At 58.9% G+C, this 18,438-nt stretch carries 17 protein-coding genes and 1 tRNA gene; 8 read left to right on the forward strand and 10 right to left on the reverse strand.

What is annotated here, in order from left to right; genetic code table 11:
* Nucleotides 1-43: 43 nt before the first annotated feature.
* The gene (locus CBB91_RS05305) at nt 44-442 is read left to right on the forward strand and encodes a helix-turn-helix transcriptional regulator (protein ID WP_273012607.1); all 399 of its coding nucleotides are present in this window, start codon (nt 44-46) and stop codon (nt 440-442) included.
* Here CBB91_RS05305 and mutM read toward each other — a convergent pair.
* On the reverse strand, nt 439-1,284 hold the full coding sequence (mutM, locus tag CBB91_RS05310; RefSeq protein ID WP_273012609.1) for a bifunctional DNA-formamidopyrimidine glycosylase/DNA-(apurinic or apyrimidinic site) lyase: 846 nt from the start codon (nt 1,282-1,284) through the stop codon (nt 439-441). The genes CBB91_RS05305 and mutM overlap by 4 nt on opposite strands.
* Nucleotides 1,285-1,305: 21 nt before the next feature.
* On the opposite strand from mutM, the gene CBB91_RS05315 reads away from it, so the two are divergent.
* The 3 genes from CBB91_RS05315 to coaBC all read left to right on the forward strand — a co-directional run bounded on the left by CBB91_RS05315 (nt 1,306) and on the right by coaBC (nt 5,265).
* On the forward strand, nt 1,306-2,271 hold the full coding sequence (locus CBB91_RS05315) for a class I SAM-dependent methyltransferase (protein ID WP_345906733.1): 966 nt from the start codon (nt 1,306-1,308) through the stop codon (nt 2,269-2,271).
* A 117-nt stretch (nt 2,272-2,388) separates the two neighbouring features.
* Nucleotides 2,389-3,903 carry an AarF/UbiB family protein gene (locus tag CBB91_RS05320; protein WP_273012613.1) on the forward strand — a complete coding sequence of 505 codons (1,515 nt, stop codon included), beginning with the start codon at nt 2,389-2,391 and terminating at the stop codon, nt 3,901-3,903.
* 129 nt (nt 3,904-4,032) lie between these two features.
* Complete coding sequence (gene coaBC / locus CBB91_RS05325; protein ID WP_273012615.1) at nt 4,033-5,265, forward strand: bifunctional phosphopantothenoylcysteine decarboxylase/phosphopantothenate--cysteine ligase CoaBC; 1,233 nt, start codon at nt 4,033-4,035, stop codon at nt 5,263-5,265.
* A gap of 3 nt (nt 5,266-5,268) precedes the next feature.
* Here the strand turns inward: coaBC and CBB91_RS05330 are convergent, their stop codons facing one another.
* From CBB91_RS05330 to CBB91_RS05360, 7 genes are all read right to left on the reverse strand, one after another.
* The gene (locus tag CBB91_RS05330; protein WP_273012617.1) at nt 5,269-6,522 is read right to left on the reverse strand and encodes a folylpolyglutamate synthase/dihydrofolate synthase family protein; all 1,254 of its coding nucleotides are present in this window, start codon (nt 6,520-6,522) and stop codon (nt 5,269-5,271) included.
* Nucleotides 6,519-7,499, reverse strand: coding sequence for an acetyl-CoA carboxylase carboxyltransferase subunit beta (locus CBB91_RS05335; RefSeq protein ID WP_273012619.1), 981 nt, complete (start codon nt 7,497-7,499; stop codon nt 6,519-6,521). Before CBB91_RS05335 ends, CBB91_RS05330 begins: the two co-directional genes overlap by 4 nt.
* A gap of 28 nt (nt 7,500-7,527) precedes the next feature.
* Nucleotides 7,528-8,355 carry a tryptophan synthase subunit alpha gene (trpA, locus tag CBB91_RS05340; RefSeq protein ID WP_273012620.1) on the reverse strand — a complete coding sequence of 276 codons (828 nt, stop codon included), beginning with the start codon at nt 8,353-8,355 and terminating at the stop codon, nt 7,528-7,530.
* Nucleotides 8,355-8,675, reverse strand: coding sequence for a divalent-cation tolerance protein CutA (gene cutA, locus CBB91_RS05345; RefSeq protein WP_035549244.1), 321 nt, complete (start codon nt 8,673-8,675; stop codon nt 8,355-8,357). Before cutA ends, trpA begins: the two co-directional genes overlap by 1 nt.
* Nucleotides 8,676-8,793: 118 nt before the next feature.
* Nucleotides 8,794-10,005, reverse strand: coding sequence for a tryptophan synthase subunit beta (gene trpB / locus CBB91_RS05350; protein WP_273012622.1), 1,212 nt, complete (start codon nt 10,003-10,005; stop codon nt 8,794-8,796).
* A gap of 89 nt (nt 10,006-10,094) precedes the next feature.
* The gene (locus tag CBB91_RS05355) at nt 10,095-10,478 is read right to left on the reverse strand and encodes a nuclear transport factor 2 family protein (protein WP_273012624.1); all 384 of its coding nucleotides are present in this window, start codon (nt 10,476-10,478) and stop codon (nt 10,095-10,097) included.
* Nucleotides 10,479-10,544: 66 nt separating this feature from the next.
* Entirely contained in the window at nt 10,545-11,174 is a 630-nt protein-coding gene (locus tag CBB91_RS05360) for a phosphoribosylanthranilate isomerase (protein ID WP_273012626.1), read from the reverse strand.
* Nucleotides 11,175-12,001: 827 nt separating this feature from the next.
* On the opposite strand from CBB91_RS05360, the gene CBB91_RS05365 reads away from it, so the two are divergent.
* Complete coding sequence (locus CBB91_RS05365) at nt 12,002-12,454, forward strand: SH3 domain-containing protein (protein WP_273012628.1); 453 nt, start codon at nt 12,002-12,004, stop codon at nt 12,452-12,454.
* A 71-nt stretch (nt 12,455-12,525) separates the two neighbouring features.
* On the opposite strand, the gene CBB91_RS05370 is transcribed toward CBB91_RS05365, so the two are convergent.
* Both CBB91_RS05370 and CBB91_RS05375 read right to left on the reverse strand, forming a co-directional pair.
* Nucleotides 12,526-14,418, reverse strand: a complete 1,893-nt coding sequence (locus tag CBB91_RS05370; protein ID WP_273012629.1) for a DUF3604 domain-containing protein — start codon at nt 14,416-14,418, stop codon at nt 12,526-12,528.
* A gap of 143 nt (nt 14,419-14,561) precedes the next feature.
* Nucleotides 14,562-14,651: transfer RNA gene (locus CBB91_RS05375), tRNA-Ser, on the reverse strand.
* Nucleotides 14,652-14,759: 108 nt separating this feature from the next.
* Here CBB91_RS05375 and msrA point away from each other — a divergent pair.
* From msrA to CBB91_RS05390, 3 genes are all read left to right on the forward strand, one after another.
* Nucleotides 14,760-15,416 (forward strand): peptide-methionine (S)-S-oxide reductase MsrA, encoded by a 657-nt coding sequence (gene msrA / locus CBB91_RS05380; RefSeq protein WP_035549260.1) that lies wholly within the window; start codon nt 14,760-14,762, stop codon nt 15,414-15,416.
* A gap of 1,210 nt (nt 15,417-16,626) precedes the next feature.
* Nucleotides 16,627-17,481, forward strand: coding sequence for a tRNA glutamyl-Q(34) synthetase GluQRS (gene gluQRS / locus CBB91_RS05385; RefSeq protein WP_273012632.1), 855 nt, complete (start codon nt 16,627-16,629; stop codon nt 17,479-17,481).
* On the forward strand, nt 17,478-18,380 hold the full coding sequence (locus CBB91_RS05390; protein ID WP_273012634.1) for a DMT family transporter: 903 nt from the start codon (nt 17,478-17,480) through the stop codon (nt 18,378-18,380). The genes gluQRS and CBB91_RS05390 overlap by 4 nt, the downstream gene beginning before the upstream one ends.
* The last annotated feature ends 58 nt before the right edge of the window (nt 18,381-18,438 follow it).

Consider the following 18,438-nt stretch of genomic DNA (forward strand, 5'->3'; position numbering starts at 1 on the left):
TTGTATACACTTCCTGGGTTAGCGCTGTGTCCAGGACATCAAGATGCCGCAAGACAACAGGTCAAACACCACATCCCGACGGCCCACTGGCGCGGATCGCTTNACNGGCGTNCAGATTCGTCAGGCTCGGCGCGAACTGGGCTTCACGCAGGAAGACCTGGCCAGCACACTGGGACTGACGTTTCAGCAGATCCAGAAATATGAAGCTGGGCACAGTCGGTTGTCGGTTGGGCGACTCCGGGAAGTGGCAATCGCNCTCGGCAAGCCTGTAGGGTTTTTCTTCCTGCCCGTNCCCGCACTTCCGACCAGCCAGCAGTCGGAAGCCCGCAAACTGAGAATGCTTCAACAGGAAGCAAAAAAACACATCGACGATCTGGCCGAACAAGCTGACCTGATGGCCGCCATTCGAATTCTCAGCGCGCTTTCAGCTCGGCAATCCTAGCGCTGGCATTTGCTACAGAAGAAGCTCGACCGGCCAGACTGGACGATACGCTGAATGGGCTGATCGCAGTTCCGACACGCCTGCCCCTCCCGGTCATAGACGGCGAAAGCATGCTGGAAGTACCCCAGTTCGCCACTGGCGCTCGCAAAGTCTGAAATGGAGGACCCACCCGCCGCAATCGCCTCGGCAATCACATCATTGATGGCTGGCACCAGCCGTGCCGCCCGTTGACCCGGGATTGTCGCCGCGTGTCGCCGGGGCGACACACCTGCTCGCCAGAGCGCTTCGCATACATAAATATTGCCAAGGCCGGCAATGACGGCCTGGTCCAGAAGGGCAGATTTGACAGGTGTTTTCCGTCCCTTGAGGGCGCTGTTCAAATACGCTTCCGAAAACCCGTTCGACAGCGGCTCCGGCCCCATCGCCATTAACCGTGGATAGGCCTCGATTTGCGCGGCTGGCCAAAGTTCCATGAATCCAAACCGCCGGGGGTCATTGTAGGTCACCCGCGCCCCGCTTGCGAGTTCAAACACGACGTGATCGTGGCGCGGATCGGTTCCGGTTTCATGGTGGAACTCGCCAATTTTCGTGTCAGAAACGGTAAAGCGCCCCGTCATGCCAAGATGCATGACGAGAACCTCATCCGTGGACANGGCGAGCGTGAGAAACTTCGCCTTTCGTCCCAGATGTGNGATGCGCGCGCCCGTGAGGCGCTCAGCNAACCGCTCAGGAAAAGGAAACCGCAAATCAGCGCGATTCTGGCTGAGGTGCAGAATCTGCTGCCCTTCCATNACNGGGGCAAGTCCGCGGCGAACTGTCTCGACTTCGGGTAATTCAGGCATGGCAATGGCATATAGCCTACCATGCACGAGGCAACTATGGTGACNCGCATGACGGCAGACAGTGAAACCGAACGNANAGTCTCATTNGGATTTGAGGACGTAACCGAGTCAGAAAAAGTCGCCCGTGTGAAGGGTGTCTTTCGCTCAGTGGCGTCTCGCTACGATCTGATGAATGATCTCATGTCTGCAGGCGTGCATCGCCTCTGGAAGCATGACGCGATGAACCAGGTAAATCCCCAGCCGGGAGAACGGCATCTGGATGTCGCTGGTGGTACGGGTGAGCTCGCCCGTGCGTTCCTGACGCTGGCCGACAAGGCAGGCAAACGACGCGGCCTCGATTCGCAAGCGACGGCGATTGTGTGCGACATCAATGATGCCATGCTGGAAGCAGGCAAGGCGCGCCCGGACAATCAAAAATGGGAGGGTCGTCTCGATTGGGTCTGCGCTGATGGTCAAAGCCTGCCCTATCCGAACCGATCATTTGATGCGGTGACGGTTTCCTTTGGCATTCGCAATTTTGCGGACCGNGTCGCGGGCTTGCGAGAATTCCGCCGCGTCTTGAAACCGGGTGGTCGTCTCGCTGTTCTGGAATTCAGCCATATGACCGTGCCNGCGCTNCAGGCCGCCTANGACACGTACAGCTTCAATGTCATCCCGAAATTGGGCAGCCTCGTCGCTGGCGATGAAGCCAGCTACCAGTATCTCGTGGAATCCATCCGCAAATTCCCCGCACAGGATGAGTTCCGTCAGGAGATTGAAGCCTCGGGGTTCTCCCGCGTCAGTGTAACGAATTACTCCGGTGGCATCGCCGCCCTGCACTTTGGCTGGGCAGTTTNATGCGCGTCAGCTCGGGTTCATTTCCGGTGTCAAACTGGAGCGCTGGGTCGGGTCCAACAACAGCTCATTGGGTGGCGGACTCGTGTCTGCATAATACACAGCTGCGGCGATCATCGCCGACACAAGCAAACCACTCATCACAAAGTATAGAATTCCTTTGTTTTTCGGTGCTTTTTTAGTGGCCATGATAGCCTCCTCCATAAATAGATTATCCCTGAACAAACGCTGCACGGAACGACCGGTTCCCACGGCGCAATGGAGCCGCACATGGGAATGATCGGAGATTATCGCCGCCTGATGCGTGCAGGGATCGCTCTGGCCCGCCATGACGTNATCTTGCCGGGCGCATATCAGACCCGCCTGCCCNTACCCGCCCGAATCGCTGGACGGATCCTGCGGCTCGTCGGTGGTGGCGCGAAAGGTCGGCCTGGCCAGAGACTTGCCCGCGCTCTCGAAAAGCTCGGNCCGGCTTACATCAAGCTGGGGCAATTCCTGGCGACGCGGCCCGATGTATTCGGCGCCGAAGTAACCGAAGACCTGGGACGGCTGAAGGACAAGCTGCCCCCCTTCTCCATGAAAGCAGCGCGCGCTGCCCTCGCTGAAGAATTCGGCGCGGCCGACGCANAACNCCTGTTNGGAGATCTGTCAGACCCGGTCGCAGCCGCCTCTCTGGCGCAGGTCCACAAGATGGAGTTGGCAGGTGGCACTCGCGCCGTGAAGATCCTGCGTCCCGGAATTGAGCGACAGCTGACGGTAGAACTCTCCGCCATGAAGCGCGCGGCACGTACAATTGAGGGCATATCCGCGGAAAGCCAGCGCCTCAAACCGGTTGCGTTCACAGAGACCATCGCCGCTGCCATGATGCGCGAGACTGATCTGCGTCTGGAAGCAGGCGGCGCAGACGAAATGCATGAGATCAGTCAGAAATCCGGNCATTTCGTTGTGCCNGGCGTCGATTGGGATCGCACGGGTCGCCGNGTTCTGACNATCGACTGGATTGATGGAACACCNCTGACTGACCCAAAGGCGNTGGACCGTCCNGGTATCGACCGCAAGAAACTGGCGAACGACATCACGCAAGGCTTTCTCACGCATGCCATCGAATACGGCGTGTTTCATGCGGACATGCANGAAGGNAANNTGATNATCACGCCAGAGGGAAAAGTAGCCCTGATCGANTTNGGCATCATCGGCCGGATCGGCATGACAGAGCGCCGGTTCCTGGCGGAAATTCTGTGGGGCTTCCTGAAACGCGACTATCTGCGCGTTGCCGAGGTGCATTTCGAAGCTGGATACGTTCCGGCCACCCAATCCGTCGGAGAGTTTGCACAAGCACTGCGTTCCATAGGGGAACCCGTNCACGGCAAGCCCGCCGAAGAAGTTTCGATGGGCCGCGTTCTGCTGCAACTCTTCGACTACACGCACACATTTGGCATGTCTCTGCGCCCGGAACTGGTTCTGCTCCAGAAAACAATGGTTCAGGTCGAGGGCGTNGCACGNGCGATTGATCCCTCACACAATATCTGGTTCGCGTCTGAACCGGTTGTTGGAGGCTGGATACGCCGCAGTTTCGGCCCGGANGGCGCNGCAAAGCTNGTGGCGGGAAATGTGAAAGAGATNACCAACCGGCTGAAGCGATTGCCGGAAGTGATGGACCGGTTTGAGGCCTCACTTGAGCCGCCCTCACCGCTCCCGCCGCCAACCAGACGGTTTGCGCCCTGGTGGGGCTGGTTCGGCTTTATCACGGCTCTGGTAGCCCTCGCCATATGGGCGGCGAAATAGCCCGATGACAGCAAAATCCTGCAAAACCTGGCGAAATCCTTAACTGACACGGCAGGTTCACGGGGATTTCATGGGGCATCGGCAAGGAATTTGCGGTAAGAGTGCCATCAAGACTGAAGGCCCCGATTAATGACGCAGAAACGCATCCTCCTGATCATTTCCGGCGGAATTGCCGCCTATAAAAGCCTGGAGCTTATCCGGGAGTTGCGCCGGCGCGACATTGCCTGTCGTTGCATCGTCACCAAGGGGGGCCAGGAATTCGTGACGCCCCTGTCTNTTTCAGCCCTGTCAGGCGACAAGGTGTACACCGAACTCTTCAACCTCAGCGACGAAGCCGAAATGGGCCATATCGAGCTGTCTCGTTCGGCTGACCTCGTCGTCGCCTGCCCGGCGACCGCAGACCTGATGGNCAAAGCCGCTGGNGGCCTTGCCAATGATCTTGCATCCACAACTCTGCTGGCAACCGACAAGCCGGTTCTGATGGTGCCTGCCATGAATGTCCGGATGTGGCAGCATCCTGCCACCATGCGCAACATCGAGANATTGCGCGCCGATGGCGTNACGGTGATGGAGCCGGACGAAGGCGCGATGGCCTGTGGTGAATTTGGACCTGGGCGGCTTCCAGAGATCCCGGCGATTGTAGCCGAGATTGAGCGCATGCTGGCGGGTGAAAACGCCGGCGCGCTTTCCGGNACTCACGCCCTTGTCACAGCCGGCCCGACACGGGAACCGCTGGACCCGGTCCGCTTCCTCTCAAATCATTCGTCCGGCAAACAGGGCTACGCCATAGCCGAAGCGCTCGCGCGTCTGGGCGCGCAGGTCACGCTCGTATCTGGGCCGGTTTCCCTGCCTGCCCCGCGCGGCGTGAATTTGGTGCCCGTTGAGACGGCGCGGCAAATGTTGAAAGCTTGCGAAGATGCTCTGCCTGCTGATGTCTTCGTATCAGTGGCCGCCGTTGCGGACTGGCGCCCTGCCCGCGCAGCGACCAAGAAGCTGAAGATCAAAGGTGCAGGCAGCGAGCATCCATCCATGGAACTGACGGAAAACCCGGACATCCTCAAAACGCTAGCCAACAAGCGAAAGAATCGCCCCTCCCTCGTCATCGGCTTTGCGGCAGAAACCCATGATGTCGAGGAGCATGCCGTAGCGAAGCTGAAGCGCAAGAATTGTGACTGGATTGTCGCCAATGATGTGTCTGGCGATGTGATGGGGGGAACAGAGAACGAGATTGCTCTGATCTCGCGAGACGGATCCGAACGCTGGCCACGCATGGGCAAGGACGAAGTTGCCCGCCGCCTTGCCCTGAAAATTGCCGAAACCGTGGGTGATGAAGGCGACGGTTTGAAACTCGCTGCTGAATAGGCGCTAGGTCGGCAGTTCTTCATTGCGGGCAAGTACGTCCCCCGCCAGATACAAAGACCCACAGATCAGGATACGGTCGACACCTGTTGCGGCCGCAGCTNTCATCGCGTCCTCCAGACTTCCGCAAGCGGTTGCCTTCAAACCTGCATTGGTTGCCGCTTCAGCGAGCGCTTGCGGGTCTGCGCCCTGGTGACCCGGAGCGTTCGGGAGCGTGAAAACGTCAGGTCTCACCTCGCGAAACGGCATGAAATACCCTGTTGAATCCTTTGAGGCGAGCATGGCGGTAACAAGCGCCGTTTTCCCCGGAAGGCCTTGAAGCTGCTTCGCGATCGCCCGCGCAGCGTGGGGATTGTGCCCACCATCCAGCCACACTTCCAGACCCGGCACAATATCCGTAACCGGCCCTTTTTTCAGGCGCTGCATGCGCGCAGGCCAAGTCGCATTTCGCGCGCCTTCAAAGATCGCATCCTGATCAATGACTGTCGAATTGCCGAACAATTGCACCGCCATTGCAGCGAGCGCAGCATTGGCGCGCTGATGCTCTCCCAACAAGCCGAGATCCTCCGGCATCGCATCAATGAAATGTGCCTTGAGTCGGTATAGCGGCGCTCCGACCTCATCTGCCCGTTTCGCAATAACGTCATCACAGACCTTGCGCTGGATCGCCGTCAANGCCGGGCAGCCGGGCTTGATGATCCCGGCCTTCTCTCCAGCAATCTTGCGAAGGTCTGAGCCGAGAAAGGCCTTATGATCGAAATCAACTGGCGTAATAACACTCAANGCTGGCTGGTNGATAACGTTNGTCGCATCATANCTACCGCCCAGTCCAACTTCCAGAATGAGCACATCGGCTGGCACTTCGGAGAATGCCAGCAATGCCGTGGCAGTCGTTGCCTCGAAATGCGTAATCTCGTGCCCTTCGATCGCTGTATAGGTGCGTTCCAGCCAGTCGATCAGCCGAGCGTCATCAACGATCTGCCCAGCAAGCCGGATGCGTTCATTGAAGCGGACAAGGTGGGGGCTTGTAAAAACATGCACCCGCAAACCTGCAGCTTCCATCATCGCGCGCATGAAGGCACAGGTGGACCCTTTGCCATTCGTTCCAGCGACATGGATAACCGGAGGAAGTTTGTCCTGCGGACGGCCGAGCAGGTCGAGCGCAGTCAGTACACGCCCGAGCGATAATTCGATCGTCTCTGGATATAGCCCTTCGAACCGCCCCAGCGCTTCGGCCAGGGCCGGACTGTTACCAATCAAGCAGAGCTGCCCTTACTCTTGTGGGATTTCGGTGCGTGTGTCTTGGGAGGCGTCAGAGAGGCCGGCAAACGATCCTCTGCCCGTCGGGCATTCGGCATCAACATGGACATCACATTGGACAGCGTGTCTTTCAGCTTCCGACGATCGCAAACAATGTCGACCTGCCCTTTTTCGCGCAGGAACTCCGCACGCTGGAATCCTTTCGGAAGGCTCTCACGAATGGTTTGCTCAATCACGCGTGGACCAGAGAAGGCGATCATGGCACCCGGCTCTGCAATGTGGACGTCTCCCAACATCGCGTAAGAGGCAGAAACGCCGCCTGAGGTCGGGTCGGTCAGCACGACGATGTAAGGAAGTTTCGCCTCGGCAAGCTCGTTGATGGCAAGCGTTGTGCGCGGCATCTGCATCAGGCTGAGTGTGCCTTCCTGCATACGCGCGCCGCCAGACGCGGTGCAAACGACAAAGGCCGCCTTGCGGGCGAGCGCCATATGCGCTGCCGCGACAAATCCTTCACCGGCTGCCATGCCGAGTGAGCCGCCCATGAAGGCAAAATCCTGGACGAGCACGACGGTCGGCACGCCGCCAACTTTACCATAGGCCGCGACCATGCAGTCTTCCTGGATGATCGGCGCGCCGCCACCCTCGGATTCCTTTTTGTCCCTGGCGGCAATCTTTGCCTTCGCTGCCTTGAGGCGCGACGGGTATGGTTTGTCGTCCTTGAATTTCAGAGGGTCATGCGGAACGGAAGGCAGCTCCAGCGGTTCCCAGCGTTCATCGTCAAACAGCAGGCGCAGGCGCGTGCGCGGACTGATACGAAGATGCGCGCCAGCCGGTGTCACATGCCAGTTTTCTTCCAGATCTGTCCGATAGACGAGTTCGCCGGAAATCGGACACTTCACCCACAGATCGTCGGGCGTGTCTTTCTTCGCCAGCATGGTCTTCAGGCCCGGCGGGGTGACCTTTGTAATCCAGTTCATGCCAGAACCTCCTCGGCGGCATTCAACATCACTGCTTGGCGACCGTCCTGATCGCTTCGCTCAACTCTTTCGCCAATGCGCCCATTCCCCGCGGTGCATCAGCAAATTCCCCCGATTCGTGGGCCTTTTCCGCATGGTCCACGAAAGCAGAGCCTACGACAACCCCATCGGCGATTTTAGCCATTTCTGCAGCTTGATCGCCAGTTTTGACGCCAAATCCCACACAAACAGGCAATCCGGAAACGCGTTTTGCCATCTCAATGTTCCCGGCAATGGCCTGCGGATCGGCGCTTCCGGCCCCGGTAACGCCCGTCACTGCGACGAAATACAGGAAGCCGCTGGCGCCCTCGGCGACCTTTTGCATGCGGGCCTCATGGGTTGTTGGCGTCGCCAGGCGAATGACGGAAAGNTCATACGGCGCGTATGCATCGCGCAGTTCTCCGTCTTCTTCGGGCGGCAAATCAACCAGGATCGTGCCATCGACGCCCGCCTCATGGGCTGCCTCGGCAAACTTCGCAAAGCCCATGCGAAAGACTGGATTGGCGTATCCCATGATGATCACGGGCGTCGTCTTGTCATCCTCGCGAAACCGCGCAGCNAGCGCCAACGTGTCAGCGAGGGTCGTTTTGTGGGCGAGCGCGCGCAGCCCGGCCTTCTGGATCGACGCGCCATCTGCCATCGGATCCGTGAACGGTGCGCCGAGTTCAATAATGTCTGCCCCATTGTCGCGAAGCGCGCACATGGCTGCGAAGCTTGTTTCAAGGTCAGGGTCGCCAGCCATCAGGTAGGAGACCAAAACGGCGCGGGACTCGCCGCTTGCCTTGGCGAAAGTATCTGTAATGCGGGAAGTTGGCATCAGGTGTCCGTATTCTCGTGAACCCAAGCCTCATAAGGCGCATTCGCCTGAATGCAAGGCAGCGCGACCATGGCCGGTACATCATAGGGGTGGTGCGTCAGGACCAGCGCTTCGATCCGGTCCCAGTTCGCTTGAGGCGCTTTCAGCCAGAGCACGAACTCGAACGCCTGCTCGACGACATTCTTCCACCGATAGGTGGACGAGACCGGTCCTTCCAGGTTTGCACACGCCGCNAGGCGATGTTCGATGGCGCCATCAGCGATGGTTTCAGCAACGTGGCGAGACGGACAGGTAATTCGGATAAGTATGATATCGGTCAATCTGATCTCTTCGAAGCAGGTTGGTCAGAGGTGAAGGGGAGCATTTTCTTGTCTCCGCGTCCATCCGAATCCTTTGCACCAAGCGTGATGCGGCGGACCATGCTCATTCCGTTCCGCTCTACATGTCGACGCCGAGCGCCTTCGCCACGGAGAACACATCCTTGTCGCCCCGGCCGCACATGTTCAGGATCAGCAAACCGTCTGGGCCCAGTTCTTTCACAACTTCCCCCACACGGGCCAAAGCATGCGAAGGCTCAAGCGCCGGGATGATGCCCTCAAGGCGTGTGCAAAGCTGGAACGCNTCGAGCGCTTCCTGGTCAGTACAAGAGAGGTATTCCGCCCGGCCTGTATCGCGCAGGAATGCGTGCTCGGGCCCGATGCCGGGATAGTCGAGGCCCGCTGAGATNGAATGCGCGTCGACGATCTGCCCATCGTCGGTTTGCAGAAGATAGGTCTTGTTGCCATGCAGGATGCCTGGCAGGCCGCCATTCAGCGCCGCCGCATGCTCACCCGTCTCAATTCCATGCCCGGCGGCCTCAACACCGATCAGGCGCACGGACTCGTCTTCAAGGAAGGGATGGAACAGGCCAATCGCGTTCGAGCCACCGCCAATACACGCCATCACGGCATCCGGTAGACGCCCTTCCCGCTCCTGGATTTGNGCNCGCGCTTCCTTGCCGATCACGCTNTGGAAGTCGCGCACCAATTCGGGATACGGGTGCGGACCAGCGGCCGTGCCGATACAATAGAATGTGTCATCTACGTTGGTGACCCANTCGCGCAGCGCCTCATTCATGGCGTCTTTCAACGTGCCTGTACCGGACGAAACCGGCACAATCTTGGCGCCAAGCAATTTCATGCGGAACACGTTCGGCTTTTGCCGCTCGACATCAGTCTCGCCCATGAACACGACACATTCCAGACCGAAACGAGCGCAAATGGTGGCCGTGGCAACGCCATGCTGACCGGCACCCGTTTCGGCAATGATGCGCGTCTTGCCCATGCGTTTGGCCAGCAGGACCTGACCGAGGCAATTGTTGATCTTGTGCGCGCCGGTGTGATTCAGCTCATCGCGCTTGAAATAGATTTTTGCGCCGCCGAAATGCTCTGTCAGGCGCTCAGCAAAATAAAGCGGTGATGGACGTCCCACATAATGGGTCCACAGGTCGTCCATCTCGGCCTTGAAAGCCGGATCTTCCTTGGCCTTGCGGTACTCTGCCTCCAGATCCAGGATCAGAGGCATCAGCGTTTCGGCCACATACCGTCCGCCAAACTCTCCGAAACGGCCATTCGCATCCGGCCATTGGTCCCACGTGTTCCGCAAATCCATTCTACCTGCTTTCCTTGCACTTCACGCCCGTATCTAGACCGAAGGGCGAGCCAAGGAAAGCGCGGTGATGNGACCGCCTCCGTAAAGGGCTAGCCCATCAACGGATAGAAGAATTCTTCGCGAGAAATCTTGCCACCGGAAACCGTGTANAAGCCGACNTCCTTCATCTGGATCCGCTCACCTGTTTCCTTGTTGGTNACATCCATATCGAACACGAGCGAGAACTGATCGTCTCCAAAGAGAAAAGGACCTTCTGCGCTCACCTTGTGAACCTCGTGCGCGCCATACCACCAGTCATGCTTGCCGCGGATGCCATCAAGACCGGCAGTTTCCCGACCGCCATCCCCCATAGCCAACGCTTCGACGGACACGCAGTCGGGGGCGTATAATGTATCCAGCGCTTCCGCCTCTCGCCCGGAATTGCAGCACTCCGCCAGGCTGTTTGCTACGCGGGTCAATTCTTCNGAAAACATGGTGTTTCCTCCCTCATTCATGTGCCCTCACCGTAACACAGAACAAAAACGGAACAATCGTAATTTCTAAGAATGTTTTGCGGCGCCAAGAAATTCTGAAACGAGGTCGCGGTCCTTCACACCTTTTCGCCGCTCGACGCCGGAAGATACGTCTACAGCCGGTGCCCCGGTCAATCGAATTGCATCAACCACATTGCCCGGATGGAGCCCGCCCGCCAACAGCCACGGGCGCGGCGCTGTCCACGCACTCAACAAGTTCCAGTCGAATGCGAGACCATGCCCGCCGGTACGGTCAGCCCCCTTGGGAGGTTTGGCATCGATGAGCAACCGATCCGCGGCAGCATAATCACCCNCCNGAACAAGATCATCGGCTTCGGCNACACCGATCGCCTTCCAGATTTCCTTGCCGGTTCGCGCCTTGATGTCCGCCACACGGTCTGGTGTCTCTTGCCCGTGCAATTGGAGGATTGGAAACCCGAGANCNACAANNCGATCAATNTGCNCGTCGNCTGGATCAACCAGCAAAGCCACGGGCCGNGCGGGACCAACCTGCATCAACAGGCTCGCGGCCGCCGGTTCCGTGACAAACCGCGGACTGGCTTCAGCGAAAACAAATCCAATCCAGTCCGCACCCGACTGCGCGGCATGGCGCACNAGGTCCGGATCAGTCAGGCCGCAGATNTTTACTTGGGTCATGCCGCAGGCGTTACGCCAGCAGGCAACACTTCGTCAATTCACGGGCTGACGGGACGTGGATTGTCCTTGAGGACGGCCGCGAAGAAAATCTTGCCAGAATCCTTTGGCCCGATCTCGCGGTTGAAGGTCCAGCGCATGTGCGTNATCTCTTCCGGCATGGACACGCGAACCGGCTGAATTTCCTCAAGGCCCGATTCCGCGATCAGCTTTTCACGCGGAATATACGTGGCGCCACCATCGACTGAAAAATCGACCGAGGCCTGATCATATTCTGCAACGGCAGAATCCCCGAGCAGACTGACATCCTCTGGCACCGGCAGGGTAAGNACAACGTCTTTCGCCGGAGCATCCGCGGGATTTGAGTACGTCACTGAATAGAACAATTGCTCACCCGGCTTCACTTCTTCAGCCGGCAGCAANTCCATCTCCAGACCGCCCTCCTCGTCCTCTATGACGATCACACGTTCGACCTGTTGTTCGACGATGAGTTCCTGGGCGAACGCCGGAAGTCCGATGAGGAGAGTTCCGGCAAGAGTGGCAGCTGCGCGCATCAGCATGACAAGGTTCCTTGGCAGAGACGGTTGATGAAACTTTCTTCACGATCCGCCCAATTGGTTAACAATCGCTCAAATTCCATAAAGGATTTGCAGCGATTTCATGTCCAAGTTTCCGATCTGTGAAGATTGCCCTCTGAATACCTTCGCCTTGTCACTGCGCCGTCACACATGTTGCAGGCCGACACCAGTTTCCCTCCCCACGACAAAAGACGGGCACACTCTCCGGTCAGGATGGCAATCAGTCCCAATCCAGCAGATCAGGAGGCACCCATGCCAAAGCACCGCATCAAATCAATCCTCGCCGCAAGTCTTGTAGCCAGCACGGCCCTCTTCGGGCCGACTGCCACCGCCCAATCGCCCCAGCCCGCTCCGCGCTATGTGAAAGCAGAAGCGGCAAATGTGCGCGGCGGCCCCGGAGTCAGCAACTCCATCGTCACTGTACTGAACCTTGGCACGGAAGTGTCCATCTATGTCACCAAAGGTGACTGGGCGCGGATTTCTGGCCCAGGCCAGCCCGAGAAATGGATTTACGCGCCCCTTTTGCAAGACAACAAACCCCAACCGGTAAGGGCCGCAAACGCGCGGACAGCGGACAAACCATCGCAGAAAGCTGCCGCCCAACCTGACAGCCACCAGAAACACGAGCCTGAAGCATCCCCTTCAAGGAAGCCAGAACATCCGTCGGCTCAGAAGGAAAAGCAGGACGCACGGCCTGCGCGGTAAGCCACCTCAGTTTCACCTCTTCTCCGACGGCTCGCATCAAAAGGCCGTCGGACGCAGTGGTTTGCACAATACTAGGTCGGCCCAGGCTCATACCAGATTGGAGAACTCCACGCCCTTTCCTGTATGACTGGATGGAGCGTNGGGTTGGGCGGAGTGCCGTTTCGAATGGCGTCCCAGGTAGACCAGCGGCACGTCGGATTTTCCAGTATCCGCACATAGTAGAAGGCCCGCTGGTCAGGGTCGAACGTCGGGTCCTGCCACAGCGTGCGGAGAGCGACGTCTCCCTTGAACGGCGTGGGCGTACATGTCGCCAGATCCACCATTGCGAAGTTGTCTGGGCACCGGAACGTCTCGGGGTCAACCGTGCCGCCATCAGCACATGCGACATCGAACACCTGCTCACGAGATTGTCCGTCCTCGACCCACCCCTTCACTATCTGNGCACGCTGCAAGAACGCAGATGACGGATCGCGAAGTCCCCAAACAAAGAACTCAGGCGCCTTGCCTTCTTGATATGACAGATCGCCCCCCATTGGGACGGCCTGTGCATCCATCTGGGCGATACTCTCTGGGATCACCCCTCCCTCTCCCGCCAGATCGTATCCAGCAAAAAACCGAACCTTGATCCGCGGCCCGGAAGTGGCGAACGTTTCCTTGCGCCGCAAGGCGTCAAAGATCATGTCGCGGGTGTTGGACTCTGCCCACACACCAACAAGGCCAGCCGAACTCCAGGATTGATAGGGCTTGGATGCTTCGCGGGAATTTGGTGTCCCATCAGGCCAGGTGGTCGCACGGTCCGGCGGCACCGAACTGCGCAGCTCAGCCGTTCCATCGACAACGCCTGCCTTTGAAAAATAGTTCGCTTCTTCTACCGATCCAGGCGCGCTGTTGTGCGTGTCAGAAGAACCTACAAAGCCGAACCGAAAGGGATTGAACCCTTCAGTCTCTTGCAGGAGCAAACCATCCTTCAATGCCTGGCGCACATAGCTGCCACGGAAGTTGGTGACGTCACCATTGGACCCAACCCGCTTTTCCATCAGCTCGAAATCTGACCACTCATCATTCGGAGAGAGGATCGGGTGCGTATCTGATGTCCCCTTGACCTGCGTGATCTCGACCAGCGGCTCATTGCGCATACGCAAGGCGGCATAATCTGCGTCCATCGGCTCGTCGTTCCGGCGAACAAGTTCAAACATGATCCCGTCCGACCCGTTGGAATTATGAGGAATGGCCAGCGCGTCGGCCCCCTCTTCGCGCCATTGCTCCATCTTGTTCCAGAGGTCTTCGGGGTCTTCGGAATCCAACGCGGCAAACGGAAATTCCGGCACGGTCGCCGATCGAAACAGGACATTCCGATGAAGGTTCAATCCACCCGGTTCGGAGGTGAACTCGTATCCGACAAAAGTCGTGAACCGACCGGGTTCATTATACTTCTCGGCGGCGTCCTGAACGATACCCCATGCCCTGCCGATCACATCAGGTGCCTTGAAACCTTCCGGCATGTCGTTCGCTCGATAGCGAGCCAGAACCCGAAAGAATGCGGCATTGGCCTCCGCAGGGTTCTCACTGAACAGCCCGGCAGCGAGCGGGTCTTTAGACAACCGACGAGCCGGATCNTTCGCTTCCCGCATCGCGCCAAGGTACTCCGCATGATCCGTCACCGCCACGAAATCGAGCGGGGGCCCCAAGAGGCGAACAGGCATGCCATTGGCGTGCGTGATCGTCTCTCCACGCGCGAACCGGTAAGCATCTTCCGGCAAGGTGCGTACATTCCCGAGATAAGCATCGAAGGAGAGGCCCGTATGGACGTGGAGGTCTCCGAAATATGCATTGCGCTCCGAATTGAATGCTACGCCCGCTCCTGTTGACGTAACTTCGGCAGACTCCGTCTCATTTCCGGAAACCGGCGACGGCGCGTCAATGATAGCGCCATCGCATGCCGTTAAAGCTGCAAGCAGAATCATACCGGTAGACCATAGGATCCAGAGGCGGAAACGGGAATATCTGAGCAAGGACATGACCCGACAATACGTGCTCCATCGGGATTCCGTCTGTGCGAGCGACGCCCTCAGCCTTGACGATCGCATCGTTTGGACCCGGGAAATGCTGGCGGTGAGACAGGGATTCGAACCCTGGAGACTATTGCTAGCCTACACACTTTCCAGGCGTGCGCCTTCGACCACTCGGCCACCTCACCGTGCTCAGCAGAGGGGAGCCAATAACCGAAGGTCTGCAAGATCGCAAGACTGTGATTGCCGTTCGTGGCAGACAATCCCATATGAGCCGCTGAAAGGGAGACCGTTTCATGTTGTTCTCGAAAAAGCCCGTCGCGATTCCGGATGCCGACAGCGCCCTGCCCGGCCGCGCGCAGCCCATTCCGACCGCCAGCACCCACTACGTTTTTGACCGCGACCTGCAAGGCCCCATCCCGGAAGGGTTCGAAACGGCCATCTTCGGGCTCGGCTGTTTCTGGGGCGCGGAACGCGTTTTCTGGCAACAGGATGGCGTCTGGCTGACCCGTGTCGGCTATGCAGGCGGCTTCACGCCAAATCCAACCTATGAAGAAGTCTGTTCCGGGGGCACCGGGCATACCGAAATCGTCGAAGTGATCTTCAACCCGTCCGAAGTCACCTTCGCTGATCTGGTGAAGCTGTTCCTTGAAAGCCACGACCCGACCCAAGGCATGCGGCAGGGCAACGACATCGGCACGCAGTACCGTTCAGCCCTCTACACAACGTCTGACGCGCAAGCCGCGACGGCACAAGAGATGATTGCGGTCTACGAAAAAGCCCTCGCCCAGAATGGCCACGCCAGCCAGATCACGACAGAAGTGGCCCCGGCCGGGCCGGTCTACCTTGCTGAAGACTATCACCAGCAATACCTCGCCAAGAACCCCAATGGCTATTGCGGCATCGGTGGTACAGGCGTGTCCTGCCCTATCGGGCTCGGCGTCGCCACCTGATTGGCGGGGGCGCCCCTAGGCCCCGAAGTTTACCGCAAAGCGCTTGCGCGTCTCGATCAGGTTCTGAGCCTTGTACATGGCGTCAGACGCGGCCTGCGCGCGCTTGATGGTCGGGTCAGCCTGAAGTGCCTCGATCACCTTTGATAGGTGACCAATCGCGGCTTCGACAGTCTTNCGATCAAACTGCTTCGTCGCTTTGGCCAACAAGGCACGCCCCAGATCCATGTGCGCCTGNACTGCCCGTGAGGCGTCTTGATCGTTCTTGATGTCGTCGAGATGGATCCGACGCAGCATGATAACCTGTTCCAGGGCCTCGATGTCCCCTGACTGTTCGGCGATATGCACAAGAGACGCGCAGAAATCCGCCTCAATCCGGCTGCGCAGCGGCAGGGGNAGCGNCGGGGTNTCCTCCAGAATATCAGAAAGCGCGTTGGACAGCGTTTTCATCTTTTCCGGTCGGAATGATTGTGGGTTCGCCAGCGCTGGCTGCAGCTCGCGGGCGAGGAAATAGGCTGCCACGCGCTGCATCTGCCCCTCCAGATGGGACATGCGGCCCGGCAATGTCAGCGTAAAGAGGCGCGCCTCAGCCGGCGTCAGACCTCCGCCGCGGCTAAGGCCGTGCACGACGAAACCATCTTCCTTTCGGCCGGTCCGGTCCGCCCAGACCAGCATGTCGGCGTCCGCCGTCTGCAAACGGCGGCGAGCGCGCTGCACCGCGCGGGTCTCAACACCGCCGCGAATGCTGCCTGTGCGGAAAACTTTCAGTGGCGCGCCAAAACTGAACTCCGGCACGTGAGACTCAAGAGACGACAACAGCCACTTCCAGGCACGGCCTGCGCGCTGCCCCGTCGGGCGCGCCACAAGAATTCGATAGCCCGGAGATTTGTCGTTGCGCGCGGCGCGTGCACCTGCCTCATTGCGCAATGACTTCAGCACGGACCGGACAAGGCTGAACGCCACCGCAAGCAATGCCAAAACCAACACACCCAGCATGCCGAACCCGAACGTGGCGAGCTCTGGCGCGCCAACGACGTTCGCTTCGAACCAGCGCTCAGCGTTTGTGAACCAGTCATTCACGGGCATTCGGGCAGACCTCCGGTATATGTGTGCGATACGAGCCCAACCCCGCACTGGCAACAGGCAAACGCTGTTCAGGCGGCTTCGAGGATGGTTAGATCGTGTTCTGGGCGAGTTGATTTCAGGGGACCGAATGGGCGCAGAGAGATTTGTAACGCGGTTTGCACCCTCGCCGACCGGCCATCTTCACCTTGGCCACGCCCTGTCGGCTTTTCACGTCTGGGATACAGCCCGCAGATATGGTGGCAAAGTGTTGTTGAGGATCGAAGACATCGACCTGACGCGCTGCAAGCCGGAATACGAGGCCTCCATTCTCGAAGACCTGAACTGGCTGGATCTCGACTGGGACGGCGAAGTACGACGACAGTCGGACCATTTTGCAGAGTATGAAGGCGCGCTGGAATCTCTTCGGTCTCGCGGCCTCGTCTATCGCTGCTTCAAGACCCGGCGGGAGATTGCAGCCGCCCTGCCTGCAGGCGCGAGCCCCGATATCGCTGGATATACAGGAAAGCCCCTGCCACCTGCCGAAGAACAGGAGTTGATTGAAAGGGGGCGCGCCTACGCCTGGCGATTGTCCCTCACCGCGGCCCAAGATTGGCTCGGTTCGCGCTACAAGGCGCTCAGCTACACGACATTCAGCGACACAGGCACGACTGAAGTCGCTGCAGACCCCTCACCTTTTGGCGACGTCGTACTGGCCCGCAAGGACACACCGACCAGCTATCACCTTGCCTGCTGTCATGATGACGCGCTTCAAGGCATCACGCATGTCATCCGCGGAGAGGACATTCGGGAGATGACAGCAATACACGCCTTGCTTCAGGCGCTTATGGACTGGCCCCAGCCTCTCTACCGGTTTCACCCGCTTATTATGGGTCCGGATGACAAGAAATTGTCCAAACGCTCCGGAGACCGGGGATTGCGTGAATGGCGTGAACACGGCAAGACGCCGCAAGACATTCGCGCCATGACAGGCTTCTCCGCATGACAGACACTCCTATTCCCGCGCCGGCCGCGCGTCACTGGGTCGGACCCCTGATGATGCTGTGCGGCGGAATCGCAATTGGTTTCGCGCCGATCGGCTTGCGCCTCGGCCTTGATGATCTTGGGCCTCAAGCGATTGCCTTTTGGCGATATGTGTTCGCTGCGCCTGTTCTGTTCCTTCTGGTTCTCGGCATCCAGAAACGTCTGCCCAGCAAGCCGAACATGTTCATTGTCATTGGAGGCACGTGCTTCGCACTGGATATCGGCCTCTGGCACTGGGGCCTCACCCTAACCAGCGTATCGAATGCCACCTTCATCGTGAATCTCGGAAATGTCGGTGTCGGATTCGCAGCATGGTTTTTCCTGAAGGAGCGCCCAACACCCGTCTGGTTCATCGCCGTTATCCTCGCGATGGCGGGCGCTGCCGCGCTTTCTCTCGGCGCGGCAGGGGGCGGCAGCGGCAACATCCGAGGCGACCTGCTCTCCCTTGCTGCGGCAGTCCTCGTTTCCGGCTACTTGCTGGCGTCCAAACTCGCACGTCGAACGATGAGTGGCATCGACGCCGTCTTCTGGCTGACCTGCGTGGAAATCATCGTCGCCGGCATGATGGTGATGACCTTCCGGGAAGACTTCCTGCCCGCGCATATCTCGGGCTTTCTCGCCCCCTTCATTCTGGGGGTCGGGATTCATGTCATCGGACAGGGCCTGATCATCACCGGCCTGGGCATCACACCAACATCGGTCGCAGGGGTCCTCATCCTGATCCAGCCTGTCGTCGCTGCCGCTGTCTCATGGCAATTATTCAATGAACCTCTCACCAGCATTCAGGCCGCTGGCAGCGCGCTTATCCTGTTTGCTGTGTGGCTTGCGCAAAGCGGGCACAAACCGCAGCCAGTCGACTGATTGCAGCATAAATGTCACGAAATGCGTCTAAGGCCGACGCAAACCTGTTCTTCCGGAG

The sequence above is a fragment of the Hyphomonas sp. TMED31 genome (assembly GCF_002172815.1).
In the GTDB taxonomy this organism is placed as follows: Bacteria; Pseudomonadota; Alphaproteobacteria; order Caulobacterales; family Hyphomonadaceae; genus Hyphomonas; species Hyphomonas atlantica.